This window comes from Deltaproteobacteria bacterium, from assembly GCA_019308905.1.
In the GTDB taxonomy this organism is placed as follows: domain Bacteria; phylum Desulfobacterota; class BSN033; order WVXP01; family WVXP01; genus JAFDHF01.
In genome coordinates, this window is record JAFDHF010000002.1 from 44,304 (window position 1) to 57,264 (window position 12,961).

Sequence of the window (12,961 nt, forward strand, 5' to 3'; positions counted from 1 at the left end):
AGGGAAACCGCAGAGGGGGTCCTCGGCTCTTGCTGCCCTCCGGGGTGAGAGGAGATCCCTTTCTCCACGGCAACATTGGGATGGCCCGAGTTTCCTGACTTTTCGATCGAGGATTCTTCCAGGTAGTTCGGCTTGACAGTTCCTTCTCTGTTTGACGGGGGAACGTCGTCGGTGGCTTTGAACCTGCCCTCTACCTTCCCCCCAGAACCATTTGACAGCCTACCGAATTCCCTGTACCCTGAAGGGTAATTTCCGAAGGAGGAGGCTTCTTTCGTGACCGATCCGGCAGGGCAGGCAAAACGGCTTTCCGGGGCGGAAGCCGCCCGGCTCGTCAAGGAGGGGGCCGTCGTCGGCCTTGGGACAGGTTCGACAGCCTCCCATGCCATCCAAGAGCTCGGCCGTCGAATCCGCGAGGAGGGCTTGCATCTGGTGGGGATTCCAACTTCCTACCAGGCTGCGGATCTCGCTCGGCGCAACGGAATTATCCTGCAGACCCTCGACGATGTGGACAGAGTCGACATCGCAATCGATGGAGCCGACGAGGTGGATCCCCATAAGAACCTGATCAAAGGAGGGGGCGCGGCCCACACAAGGGAGAAGGTCATCGATTCGCTGGCCGACCTCCTCGTGATAGTGGTGGACGATTCCAAGCTCGTCGGCAGGCTCGGTGAAAAATCACCTATCCCGCTGGAAGTCATCCCCATGGCCGTGGTGCCGGTGATGCGCCGCCTCGAAGCCATGGGCGGGCAACCTGCTGTCAGGATCGCCGTGGAAAAGGACGGTCCCGTCGTGACCGACCAGGGAAACCTAGTGATCGATGTTCGATTCCCCATGATAGAGGATCCCGAGACCCTGGAGTCGGCTCTCAATGACATCCCCGGGGTGGTCGAAAACGGCCTATTTATCGGGCTGGCCGACCTTGTCATAGTGGGGGACAGGCGTGACGGTACGATCAGGAGGATCGAGTAGAGTGGACCGCACGACGCCGTGCTCACCGAGCCCGGGAAACACGGAGAGTCCGTGGAAAAAACTCGGAAGTCTGGAGAAAAGACTTGACAACCGGTATCCTATCATGTTAGAAGCGTTTCTCTCCTTTTGGTTGCAGGGAGGTGGAGAGATGGACATGGACATGCAGGACCCGGGCAGCATGCGGTACGGCCACGGAAGTAGCCGTTCTGGTCTCGGGGGAAGAGGTCCCGGGAGAGAGACCGACTCCGGATGATCTGACTCTTTGATGCGCCTTTCCAGAAAGGCGGCTCTTGATCTTTCCGGAATATTCAGCCCCACCTTCGGAAATCTTCCCAGAGCCCGAATGGGTCTCCTCAAGCAAGACCGCTCCAGCCCAGGATCCCGTAAATTCCACGGAACCTTTTGAAGCCGAACTACACCCGCAGACCTCTGATCCGCGCGGCACGCGACGGAGGAGGACGGGGTACGGCCGTGGGGAAGGCAGGTGATGGTCATGATATGGATCATGGAGATCCCCCTGGTGGGGGGAAATGGGAAGTTCCTTCCGGTATTGAGGCCGGAATCGGTCCGGTCAATAACCAGAGATCCGTAGCAAAGAAGGCTCTGCCTTTTAGGAGGAGATAGATGAAAACAGTCGAGCAGATCAATGAGAAGATCAAGAAGGGAAAGGCTCTCGTCCTCACTGCCGAGGAGGTGATCGATTTTGTCGCCAAGAAGGGCACAAAGCGGGCGGCGGAAGAGGTCGATGTCGTTACGACCGGTACTTTCGGTCCCATGTGTTCATCGGGTGCCTATTTCAATGTCGGTCACACCAAACCCAGAATCAAGATCGGTGGGGGAAAAGCCTATCTTAACGGCGTACCCCTTTACACGGGTTTTGCCGCTGTGGATATCCTCATGGGTGCCACCGCCATGGCCGAGGATGACCCGAGAAACGCCGTCTTCCCCGGAGAGTTCGCCTATGGGGGAGGCTACGTAATAGAAGAACTGGTGGCAGGCAAGGAGGTCCACCTTACCGTTACGGCTTACGGGACAGACTGTTACCCGAGGAAGAAACTCGATACCCGTATCAGCCTCAAGGACATGAACGAGGCCGTCCTGTTCAACCCCAGAAACTGCTATCAGAACTACAACGTTGCGGTCAATCTCTCGGACCGTGCCATCTACACATACATGGGAGTTCTTCAGCCCCGCCTTGGCAACGCCAACTACTGCAGTGCGGGCCAGCTCAGCCCCCTGCTCTGTGATCCTCTCTATCGGACGATAGGCGTGGGAACAAGGATATTTCTAGGCGGAGGGACGGGCTACGTTGTCTGGAACGGCACTCAACACAACCCCTGTGTGCCCAGGACGGATCTCGGAGTTCCCAGGGTACCGGCCGGAACCATTGCCGTGCTCGGCGACTTGAAGCAGATGAGCCCAAGGTGGTTGCGGGGTACCTCCTTCAGGGGTTATGGGGTGACCCTCACCGTCGGGATCGGCGTGCCGATCCCCGTCTTGGATGAGGATGTACTCGTCCACGCTGCGGTCAGGGATGACGAGATTCTGGCCCAGATCGTAGACTACAGCCAATCCTATCCCCGGAGGGAACCGGAATCCCTGGGAGAGGTCAGCTACGCCCAACTTAAGAGCGGCGAAATCTCTGTCAGGGGAAGACAGGTCCCCACCGCCAGCCTCTCGAGCTATGCCCGGGCCAGGGAGATCGCCCAAATCCTGAAGGACTGGATCCAGAGAGGAGAATTCCTTCTGGCAGAGTGTGTCCAGAGGCTTCCCTCGGCAGACTCGGGGATCGTCTTCAAGGGACTTCAGGAAAAGCCTTTCAGAGTCAAAAAGACCGCTTGATCCACTCGGTGGATCCGAGCTCGAGGCTGCTGCTCGGGGAGTTCAGACTCCCAAGAATGTGCGGATCCACCAGAAGGGAGGATTTTCTCATGACAACGACAAAGGTGACACTCAGGTTTCCACCCCACCTCACCGATCAACCAGTCACGTACAAACTGATCAAGGAACACGATCTCATGGTCAATATCCTCCGGGGTCACATCACGCCCAAGGAGGAAGGCATGCTGGTCCTCGAATTGACAGGAACCAAGAAACAGCTCGACAGTGGAATGGAGTATCTCGCCAACCTCGGAGTTGAGACAAAGCTGCTGTCCAAGGACGTGAAATGGTTGAAAGACCGGTGCACCCACTGTACCGCATGCACATCCCTCTGTCCCACCCATGCCCTGTCGGTCGACAGGGATACCATGCTGGTGAGCTTTGACAAGGCAAAGTGCATCGCCTGCGAGATGTGTGTCACCGTCTGTCCCTACAAAGCCATGGAGGTCCAATTCTAGGACTCAGCAGGATCAACGGAACGGCCGAAGCGTGGATGCCATTGCCCCGTTATGGTAAAATAGACGATCGAGGGGCCGTAGACAGCACAACCGAGGCGGGCAGACAGGATGAGAACCGTCTATCTCGATCACAGCGCAACCACCCCCATAAGGCCGGAGGTTGTCGAAGCGATGCATCCCTATTTCATGGATATCTATGGAAATCCGTCGAGCATCCATGCCTTCGGCCGGGAAGCCAGAAAGGCTCTTGAGGACTCCCGGGAGCAGGTGGCGGCAATACTCGGGGCATCACCCGAGGAGATCGTATTCACCAGCGGCGGGACAGAGGCTACAAACCTCGCCATCAAGGGTGCTGTCCGGGCTCATGGGAAGCCGGGAAGCCGCATCATCACCTCCTCTATCGAGCACCATGCCACACTCCACACGTGCCGCTACCTGGAACGGAACGGCTTCGAGGTGGTCTACCTTCCGGTGGACAGGTATGGAAAGGTGAATCCCTCTGATGTGGAGGAGGCCATCACCGAAAGGACGGTCCTTATCTCCATCATGCACGCGAACAATGAGGTGGGGACAATCGAACCCATCGAAGAAATAGGGGATATCGCTCGTTCCAGGGGGGTTCCTTTCCATGCAGATGCCGTTCAATCGGTGGGAAAGATTCCTGTAAGAGTGGATAAGCTGAAGGTGGATTTTCTTTCCCTCTCCGGGCACAAGATCTATGGCCCTAAAGGCATTGGTGCTCTCTATGCCAGAAGGGGGGTTCCCTTTGAACCCCTCTTCCAGGGGGGGCACCACGAATCGAACCGGAGGCCGGGAACCGAAAACGTCCCGGCCATCGTGGGGCTGGCCAGGGCCATGGAGCTGGCAGAGGCGGAGATGAGCGTGGTTTCTCGCCGGGAGAGGAATCTCGTGGCTTTTCTTTGGGATGCCATCCAGACCAGAATAGAAGAGGTCCACCTGAACGGCCACCCCTTTGACCGCGTCCCTCCCATTCTGAACGTCTCCTTCGATTTCGTGGATGGAGAGTCCGTAATCCTCAACCTCGACCTCAAGGGGATCGCGGCTTCCACCGGATCGGCCTGCACATCGGGGGCCGTGGAGCCCTCCCACGTTCTTCTTGCCATGGGGATTCCACGGAGCCGCGCGCAAGGGGCGGTGCGGTTCTCTCTCGGAAGGGAGACGACCCAGGAGGACCTGGACTACACCGTCGAGGTCCTGGTGGAAACCGTCACCCGGCTCCGGTCCATGTCTCCGGCATACGCCGATCGCAAAAGAGGGAGGAAGAGGCATACCGGGTCTTTCCCGCTGACTTCTCTGAAGGGCTAGCTCGGGACCGCACCATTGCTCGAATAGGGCGCTCATCCGATGCTCCAAAGGAGGAACCGCCCGGTTTGGAGGCCACTACCATTGTTCAGAGAACGGCCACTGCTGCTTTCAGCGGGGAGCAGTCATCCGAATTTGTTCGGCCATCCCCGAATAGTCTGGAGCCTGGAGGGCCGGCCCGGATGGAGGATCAAAACAGAGCGGTTGTGGCTATGAGCGGCGGCGTGGACAGCACGGTGGCGGCCTACCTCATGCTCCGGCAGGGTTACGAGGTGATAGGCCTGACCATGTGCATCCGCGACATGGATGATTTGGAGGGGCACGAACAGGACCGTCCCCGTTGCTGCGGTCTCAGGGACGTGGAAGACGCCAGAAGAGCGGCCCAAAGCCTCGGAATCCCCTTCTACGTTGTAAACCTGAAGAAGGAGTTCAACGATCTCGTTGTGGAGTACTTCTGCAAGGAGTACCTCGATGGCAAGACTCCGAATCCCTGTATTGTCTGCAATGAGAAGCTCAAGTTCGGCAGGCTGTGGGAGAAGGCGCGGGCTCTGGAGGCCGGCGCCATCGTTACGGGCCATTACGCGCGGGTCGACTACGACGAGGAGAGAGGCAGGTATTTGCTCAAGAAAGGGGTGGACCCTAAGAAGGATCAATCCTACGTGCTTTTCTCCCTATCCCAGTATCAGCTCTCCCGGGTCCGTCTTCCCCTGGGAAGACACCACAAGGACTGGGTGAGACAAACGGCCAGGGAAGCGGGGATGAGGATCTCCGAGAAGGCCGACAGCCAGGAGATCTGCTTTGTTCGCCGGGGGGATTACAGGAACTTTCTCCAGAGGCGGCTCGGGAGGAGCGGGGAGTCCGGCTCCATCGTCGACACGGAGGGGCGCGTATTGGGAACCCACAACGGTATCTACGGCTTCACCATCGGGCAGCGGAGGGGGCTGGGAGTCTCGACAGGCCGCCCCCTCTATGTCGTCCATATCGACAAGACCTCCAACACCGTCACCGTAGGGGGAGAGACGGAAACCTTTCAGGACCGGTGTGTGGCATCTCGAGTCAACTGGATCGCCCTGGAGTCCCTCACCCGTTCCGAGACCGTGGAGGCCAGGATCCGGTACAACCACCCGGGTGCAGAGGCGACAATCGAACCCCTCGAAGACGACAGGGTACTGGTTCGATTCAGGAGGCCCCAGAAGGCGGTCACTCCGGGACAGGCCGTGGTCTTCTATCAGGGGGACGTAGTTCTGGGCGGAGGCTGGATAGAGGGGGAAGAACGGTGAGCGGACTCGGCTCCGATCGAGCCCAGGAGGAGAAGCTCAAGCGCCTGCAGGAGATACTCCGCTCCATGGGCTCCCTTCTGGTTGCTTTCTCGGGAGGAGTCGACAGCACGTTTCTGCTGGCAGTGGCCGAGGACGTTCTTCCCAAGAAGGCGCTCCTTGCCGTCACCGGCCTTTCACCGACTTTTCCCGACCGGGAGCTTGCCGAGGCGAAAAGGCTTGCCGCTCTTCTCGGTGTGGAACACATCCTCATTCCTACGGGGGAGATGGAGATTCCCGAGTTTCGGTCCAATCCGGCGGATCGGTGCTATTACTGCAAGAGGGATCTCTTCTCCCGCCTGAGAGAGACCGCCGACAAAAGGGGAATCCCTTGGCTGGTGGAGGGATCGACCCTCGACGATGTCTCCGACCACAGACCCGGAAGAAAAGCAGCAAAGGAGCTCCAGGTCCGGAGCCCTCTGGAGGAAGCCGAGTTGACAAAGGCAGAGATTCGATCCCTCTCGAAAAACATGGGCCTGCCCACCTGGGACAAGCCGTCCTTCGCATGCCTCTCTTCCCGTTTTCCCTACGGTGATCCCATCACTGAGAAGGGCTTGAAAATGGTCGATCGTGCCGAACAACTGCTTCTCGACCTCGGCTTCAGACAGGTCCGGGTCAGGCTTCACGGCTCGATGGGTCGAATCGAGATCCCGGGCACCGAAATCTCCCGATTTCTGGAACCGAAACTGAGAGAGAGAGTCACTCGGGGCTTGAAAGAGATGGGCTTTACCTATGTGGCCCTGGATCTGGAGGGCTACCGGTCCGGGAGTATGAACGAACCCCTGCACCTTCCCGGGGATGTCAAACCCGGATAAGCCGTCTTCTGGTTAACATTTCTAAAGAAAGATCCGATCTAATTGTTATGGTGAGAAACAGGATCAGGGGATCTTTTTTTGTTGTCTGTGCCCTTCTCCTTCTGTTAGGGCCTCCAGACGGTTTGGGCGCCTCAAGGGAAACAGGCGGTCCTTCGCCCCGGGTCCTGGTCAAGGCCAAGGACGACCTTTTGACCTTGAAGGCCACGGATGCGCCTCTGATAGAGGTCTTGACCCGGATCGTCAACGAGACCGGTATCCGCATCACTCTTCATGGCGAACCCGACGATGTGCTGACCGCCGATTTCTCCGACCTTCCCCTGGACAAGGGGTTGAGGCGATTGCTCAAGGACTGGGACTACGTTCTCATCTACGACCAAGCAGAGGGAAGGCACGAATCCCCGAGGATCAGAGAAGTGATCATCTACCCCGGGAGAGGCGGGAGCATGAAGGAGGGATTGGAGTCGAGGGTGATCACCCCTGAGGAACGCCCTGCTGAAGAGCACGGCGGAACATCCTTCGACTCCATGGTCAAGAAGCTGAAGCACAAAGACCCTGCTGTTCGGGCCGAGGCCGTGGACAGCCTGCTGGATTCTGAGGATAGGCGCGCGCTTTCCCACCTGGCCCGTGCTCTCCTGAACGACGAATCCCCCGAGGTGAGGGAGAGTGCGGCCGAGGCACTGGGAGAGCTGGGGGAGAAAAAATCCGTCAACTCTCTTGCACGAGCTCTCCATGACAGGGACGCAGGTGTGAGGGAGACCGCCGTGGATGCCCTCGCAGAGATAGGCGGCCCGGAGGCCGTCAAAGCCCTGAAGGTTGCCCTGGGGGACGAGAACGAGGATGTGAGGGAGGCGGCAGCAGAAGCACTCGAGGAGTTGACCGGAGAGGGCTCCGGTCTCGAGTCCGTGGGCCAGTAGTCCAGATCCCCCTCCGATGATCCTGGAAACCGGGGTGGCAGGAGATCCAGAGATCGGCGGGATTGACCGTGCCATTCCGGCAGGAGGACTGAAGCCCAAGCCGTGGAGGGAGCGAACTCATCTGACGGCCCTCTCGTACCGCTCCCACAGCCGGTCCTTGCTCACCCCGTGGTCGATGAAGTCCCAGGGGAAGATCTCCTCTCGGTCCCTCTCTCTGTAGACGTAGAAGTCCGGGTTGATGTCGACCTGCCGAAAGGCTCGCTTCCAGTCTCCTCCGGACTGGTGGACGGCCAGAAGAATCCTGCCCACTCTCCTGTCCCCCCGTGAGAGGAGGCTCTGGATGTAGCTCCATTTGGGCACGTCATGGGTAACCTCGATATTGGCCTCTCTCCTGAGACCGTTTCCGATTATCTTGAATTTCCGGCGCAGGTTCCCCACGTCCTCAAAGGAGACCCACTGGAAAGGGGTTGATGGTTTCGGAACCAGCCCATTGACACTCAAGGTGAGCCTGCCGAGGCGACGGCTCCTTCTTGCCCACCTGAGCATCCGGTGCTTGATCCTCCGCGTGAGCTGTACGATCGCCTCCACATCCTCGTCGGTCTCAGACGGGATGCCTATCAGGAAATAGAGGCGGAAGCTGAAGAGGCCGTTCTCAAGGAGAATCTCAACCGCCTGAAAAATATCATTCTCCTCGATCCCCTTCTGCAGGACGGCCCGCAGACGCTCCGAGCCCGCCTCGGGGGCCATGGTCACGGTCCTCACCCCACCCATTTTCAGTAACCGGCCGAGCTTCGGGGTCAAATTGTCGAGCCTCACCGAGGCGAGAGAGAACCTCGCTACCAGGCCGACGATGAGATCGCACAGGGCTTCAAGATCAGGGTAGTCGGAGACGGCGGCACCGGTCAGACCGAGCCGCCCACCCCTCTGGATCTCCTCCCGGGCAGTACGGCTCAGATTCTCCAACGACCGGTTTCGGTAAGGACGGTACAGGGAGGAGGCGCAACAGAAGAGGCAACTCCTGGGACACCCGCGGTTCACCTCGATGAGGGTCATCCTCCCGAACTCCGTGTTTGGAGTCCGAACAACAGAGATCGTCGGAAATCGGTCGAGGTCCCTTACGAATCTTCTCTTTATCCTCTCCGGGAAGCCGGCATGGACGGAGATCTCCCGAATCTTCCCTGCCGGCCCGTAGATGGGCTGATAGTAACGGGGGAGATAGACCCCTTCCAAGGTGCTCAAGGCATGGAGGAGATCCTCCCGGTCCGCTCCGGTCCCGCGTGCATCGAGGTACGTCTCCATGAACTCGAGTAGCGCTTCTTCCCCCTCGCCGAGAAGGAAGATATCGATGAAATCAGCCACTGGTTCGGGGTTCAGAAAGGTCGCCACCCCACCCGCCACAACGAGCGGCTCTCCGCCTCTTCTCGCTGAGGATTCAAGGGGGATTCTGGCATGATGGAGGATGGTAAGGATATTTATGAAGTCATTCTCAAAGGAGATGGAAAAGGCCAGTATTTCAAAATCCGTCAGTGGTCTTTGAGACTCAAGAGAAAGAATCGGGGTGCTCTCCCTGCGGAGCACCTCCAGGTCTTCTGCCGCCGGGAGGAAGGCCCTTTCACAAACGACTTGGGGTTGGTCGTTGAGGAGGCCGTATATGGTCTGGAAGCCGAGGTTGGACATCCCCACTTCGTAGCGGTTGGGGTAGATCAGGCAGACCGGTACCCTGCCGCCCCATTCCTTTCTGACAGCCCCCTGTTCTGATCTCAAGAGCTTCCGGGCTCTCCTGGCAAACCGGTCCGACATCTCTTACACGGTCTTGCAGCAGATGGAAAGATCCTGAACGGACGATCGAGCTTCCCTCCACACGGGTATCCCCGAAGCCCTCAATCCGCCTGCTTTCTCATGAAGGTAGGCAGATCGAATCGATCCTCATCGAAATCCGAGAAGCTCTCGATCCTTCCTCCATGTGCTTCTGCACTCCTGCGGATCTCGTCCCTCTTTCTCTTTCGGATATAGGCCGGAACGTTCCGCTCCTCGATGACGGAAAGGGCGACAGGAGAGACCCGGCCGAGGGGTTGGTCAACCTCCTCCTCTCTCGGCCCGAACCCCGTGGCGATTACCGTAACCCGGAGTTCGTCTCCCATGTTGTCGTCCACGACGACTCCGAAAATGATGTTTGCCTCTTCTTCGGCCTCCTTCTGTATCAAAGTGAGAGCCTCGTTCACCTCGTTCAGTGTCACCCCCGAGTCTCCGGATATGTTGACCAGGATTCCCCTTGCCCCCTTGATGGAGATGTCTTCCAGGAGGGGACTGCAGATGGCCATCTGGGCAGCCTCCAACGAACGGTTCTCCCCGGAGGCGATGCCGGTACCCATGAGGGCCATTCCCATCTCCGACATGATGGTCCTGACATCGGCGAAATCGAGGTTTATCAACCCCGGAACGGTGATCAAGTCCGAGATACCCCTGGCCGCGTGGAGAAGAACCTCGTCGGCCTTTTTGAATGCCTCCACAAGGGACATGGTCTTGCCGCCGATACCGAGAAGCCTCTGGTTTGGAATCGTGATGAGGGTGTCCGCTGTCCGCCTGAGATTGACAATCCCCTCTTCTGCCTGTTTCTGCCTCAGCTTGCCCTCAAAGAGAAAGGGCTTGGTTACGATGGCCACCGTGAGGGCCCCCAGTTTCTTGGCTTCCTCCGCCACTATCGGAGCCCCGCCCGTTCCGGTGCCCCCTCCCAGGCCCGCAGTGACAAAGACCATATCCGCTCCGTCCAGCACGTCGCGAATCTGATCCATAGCCTCCTCGGCAGCCTCTTTCCCCACCTTTGGATTCGCTCCTGAACCGAGCCCCTTGGTCAACCTCGCTCCCAGCTGTATGCGGATCGGGGCCTTGCTTGTGGCTAGCGCCTGGGCATCGGTATTGGCCGCGATGAAGTCGACTCCTGCGAGACCGGCCTCTATCATGGTGTTTAAGGCGTTACAACCCCCGCCCCCGATACCGATTATCTTCACCTTTGCCGAAAGATTCGTGTTCTCGTCAAACTCAATCATCCATCCCCTCCGTCTCCACAAAGCCGGCCGGAGAAAGCACATCTCTGGATCTCCCGTCAAGAAGGCCGTCTCTGTATCTCATGGGTTACCTCCGCGTTACATGCAGGGTCTCTCCTCTAGAAGAACTCCCCCAACCAGTCCTTCAGGCGGCCTATGACCCTGTGGACCCCCCCCTCCCGGTAGGGTGCAAAGCCTCCTGACCGGTCGTTCTTGGCCCCGTACAAGACAAGCCCCACACCGGTGGCGTAAACGGGACTGTTGACCAGATCCCTCAACCCGCCGATACCCACTGGCCCTCCTCTGCGGACCGGGAGATTGAAAACCTGTTCACCCAGCTCGACGATCCCCTCAAGGAGCGCCGACCCGCCTGTCAGGACCACCCCGCCGGCCAAAATACTCTTGTATCCCGACCTGATGATCTCGCCGTGGACAAAGGTGAGGATCTCCTCCGCCCTGGCCTCGATGATTTCGGAGAGGGTCTGCCTGGAGAGAATCCGATTCTTTCTCCCTCCGACGCTCGGGACCTCGATCGTCTCGTCCTTGTTCACCATGGAGGCCATGGCACACCCGTACCGGAGCTTCAGTCTCTCAGCCTCCTCATGGGGGGTTCTCAACCCGAGAGAAATATCGCTCGTCACGTGGTTTCCCGCGAGGGCCAGGACCGCAGTGTACTTTATGCTCCCCTCGGAGAAGATCACCAGATCAGTGGTACCTCCACCGATGTCCACGAGAGCCACTCCTATGTCCTTCTCCTCGTCGGTGAGAACCGCCTCACCGGAACCGAGCTGTTCCAGGACAACCTCGTTGACGTGGAGTCCGGCACGGTTTGCACAGCGGATAATGTTCTGGGCCGACGTGATAGCTCCGGTGACGATGTGGACCTTGCCCTCCAGCCTCACGCCCAGCATTCCCACAGGGTTCTTGATCCCGTCCTGATCATCTACTATGAATTCCTGGGGTAGGACGTGAATCAACTTGCGGTCCAGGGGGACGACCACTGCACTGGCAGCGTTGATCACCCGCTTGATATCACTGTCCGTGATCTCCCGGTTCTTTATGGCAATGACACCGTGGCCGTTTATACCCTTGATATGGCCCCCGGCTATGCCCGCATAGACCGACCGGACATCGCAGCCAGCCATGAGGGAGGCTTCGTCCACGGCTTTCCTGATGGATTGGACCGTTGTCTCAATGTTCACCACCACACCCCGCCTCAGGCCTTTGGATGGATGGGTCCCGATGCCGATGATGTTGATGTCGCCGTTGACCCTTTCCCCCACCACGGCACAGATCTTCGTTGTTCCAATGTCGAGGCCTACAACCATTTCTCTGTCTCTCTTCGACATCTCTTTCACCTCCTCTCTATTTGGAGTCTCTCTGTCTTGATCTTTTTTTTGATCCTCTCATCGCTTCCACCCTCTTGCTTTGGACTATTATTTTCCCTGGAATGGAACACTCTACGGCACAGAGTTCCATGGACCGGACGGTCGGCCAGACCCGCGAGAGCCGGCTGAGCTTTCTTTCAAAATCCCCAAACCCCATGCGCACCTCGATCCCCCTTTCCATGGTATAGACGAGAAGTCCGACAGCCCTGTCGAGATGGATCTGAGAAATCGAACGATAGGGAAGCACAGGACTACGCCGGGAGATTTCGAGCAGGTGGATGGCAGCCTGAACGAGGCGCCGTGTCTTGGCCTCTCCCTTTTCCAGATCCTCTCTCCTGACCCCGGTCAGGATGGGATAGGCCGCCTTGTCGCGCCCCCTTGCCTCGTCGAAGACCACACCGTTGGCGTCTATGTAGTAGAGCCTCCCCAGATGAATCAGGGCAATGGGCTCTCTCTCCCGAACCGCAATCCGGATGGTACCGGGCAGTTCCCTCCTGATCGTACATCTTTCGATCCATGGGTGCTCTCCTAGTCGCCGGTTCATCCCTTTGATGTCGAGAGCGAGGATATTCGGTCCACCCTCCAGCCCCGTAATGGCGAGGATCTCGTCTCTTGAGACTCTTCTGTTGCCTTCGATCCTGACCTCCTCCAACCGGAGAAAGGGGGCTCCTTTGAGAAACAGGTAGACCGAGAGGAACAGAAAAATCCCCCCTGCGACGGTCAGAGGAATCAGGGTGATGACAAAAACCCTCAGAAAAAACCTCTCTGACCCTCTGGGCTTACCATCGAGGCTCTGTCCTTGAATCCTCCGGTTCACGATCGATTGCCTTCCCTTCCGCCCGGTTCCTGGTGA

General features: G+C 58.4%; 11 protein-coding genes. 7 read left to right on the plus strand and 4 right to left on the minus strand.

What is annotated here, in order from left to right; genetic code table 11:
- Nucleotides 1-273 precede the first annotated feature (273 nt).
- From rpiA to JRJ26_01280, 7 genes are all read left to right on the plus strand, one after another.
- Nucleotides 274-969: a ribose-5-phosphate isomerase RpiA gene (rpiA, locus tag JRJ26_01250; protein ID MBW2056100.1), complete on the plus strand. Its 696-nt coding sequence runs from the start codon at nucleotides 274-276 to the stop codon at nucleotides 967-969.
- A 624-nt stretch (nucleotides 970-1,593) separates the two neighbouring features.
- Nucleotides 1,594-2,811, plus strand: a complete 1,218-nt coding sequence (locus JRJ26_01255) for a homocysteine biosynthesis protein (GenBank protein ID MBW2056101.1) — start codon at nucleotides 1,594-1,596, stop codon at nucleotides 2,809-2,811.
- 89 nt (nucleotides 2,812-2,900) lie between these two features.
- Nucleotides 2,901-3,308, plus strand: a complete 408-nt coding sequence (locus JRJ26_01260; protein MBW2056102.1) for a 4Fe-4S binding protein — start codon at nucleotides 2,901-2,903, stop codon at nucleotides 3,306-3,308.
- A gap of 108 nt (nucleotides 3,309-3,416) precedes the next feature.
- On the plus strand, nucleotides 3,417-4,634 hold the full coding sequence (gene nifS / locus JRJ26_01265; GenBank protein ID MBW2056103.1) for a cysteine desulfurase NifS: 1,218 nt from the start codon (nucleotides 3,417-3,419) through the stop codon (nucleotides 4,632-4,634).
- Between the two features lie 179 nt (nucleotides 4,635-4,813).
- The gene (mnmA, locus tag JRJ26_01270; GenBank protein MBW2056104.1) at nucleotides 4,814-5,911 is read left to right on the plus strand and encodes a tRNA 2-thiouridine(34) synthase MnmA; all 1,098 of its coding nucleotides are present in this window, start codon (nucleotides 4,814-4,816) and stop codon (nucleotides 5,909-5,911) included.
- 65 nt (nucleotides 5,912-5,976) lie between these two features.
- Complete coding sequence (larE, locus tag JRJ26_01275; protein MBW2056105.1) at nucleotides 5,977-6,762, plus strand: ATP-dependent sacrificial sulfur transferase LarE; 786 nt, start codon at nucleotides 5,977-5,979, stop codon at nucleotides 6,760-6,762.
- Between the two features lie 47 nt (nucleotides 6,763-6,809).
- On the plus strand, nucleotides 6,810-7,676 hold the full coding sequence (locus tag JRJ26_01280) for a HEAT repeat domain-containing protein (GenBank protein MBW2056106.1): 867 nt from the start codon (nucleotides 6,810-6,812) through the stop codon (nucleotides 7,674-7,676).
- A gap of 117 nt (nucleotides 7,677-7,793) precedes the next feature.
- Here JRJ26_01280 and JRJ26_01285 read toward each other — a convergent pair whose 3' ends face one another.
- From JRJ26_01285 to JRJ26_01300, 4 genes are all read right to left on the minus strand, one after another.
- Nucleotides 7,794-9,440: a radical SAM protein gene (locus JRJ26_01285; GenBank protein ID MBW2056107.1), complete on the minus strand. Its 1,647-nt coding sequence runs from the start codon at nucleotides 9,438-9,440 to the stop codon at nucleotides 7,794-7,796.
- Nucleotides 9,441-9,556: 116 nt separating this feature from the next.
- The gene (gene ftsZ, locus JRJ26_01290; GenBank protein ID MBW2056108.1) at nucleotides 9,557-10,723 is read right to left on the minus strand and encodes a cell division protein FtsZ; all 1,167 of its coding nucleotides are present in this window, start codon (nucleotides 10,721-10,723) and stop codon (nucleotides 9,557-9,559) included.
- Between the two features lie 116 nt (nucleotides 10,724-10,839).
- A complete protein-coding gene (gene ftsA / locus JRJ26_01295; protein ID MBW2056109.1) occupies nucleotides 10,840-12,069 on the minus strand; it encodes a cell division protein FtsA in 1,230 nt (409 codons plus the stop codon).
- A gap of 16 nt (nucleotides 12,070-12,085) precedes the next feature.
- A complete protein-coding gene (locus JRJ26_01300; protein MBW2056110.1) occupies nucleotides 12,086-12,925 on the minus strand; it encodes an FtsQ-type POTRA domain-containing protein in 840 nt (279 codons plus the stop codon).
- Nucleotides 12,926-12,961: the final 36 nt, after the last annotated feature.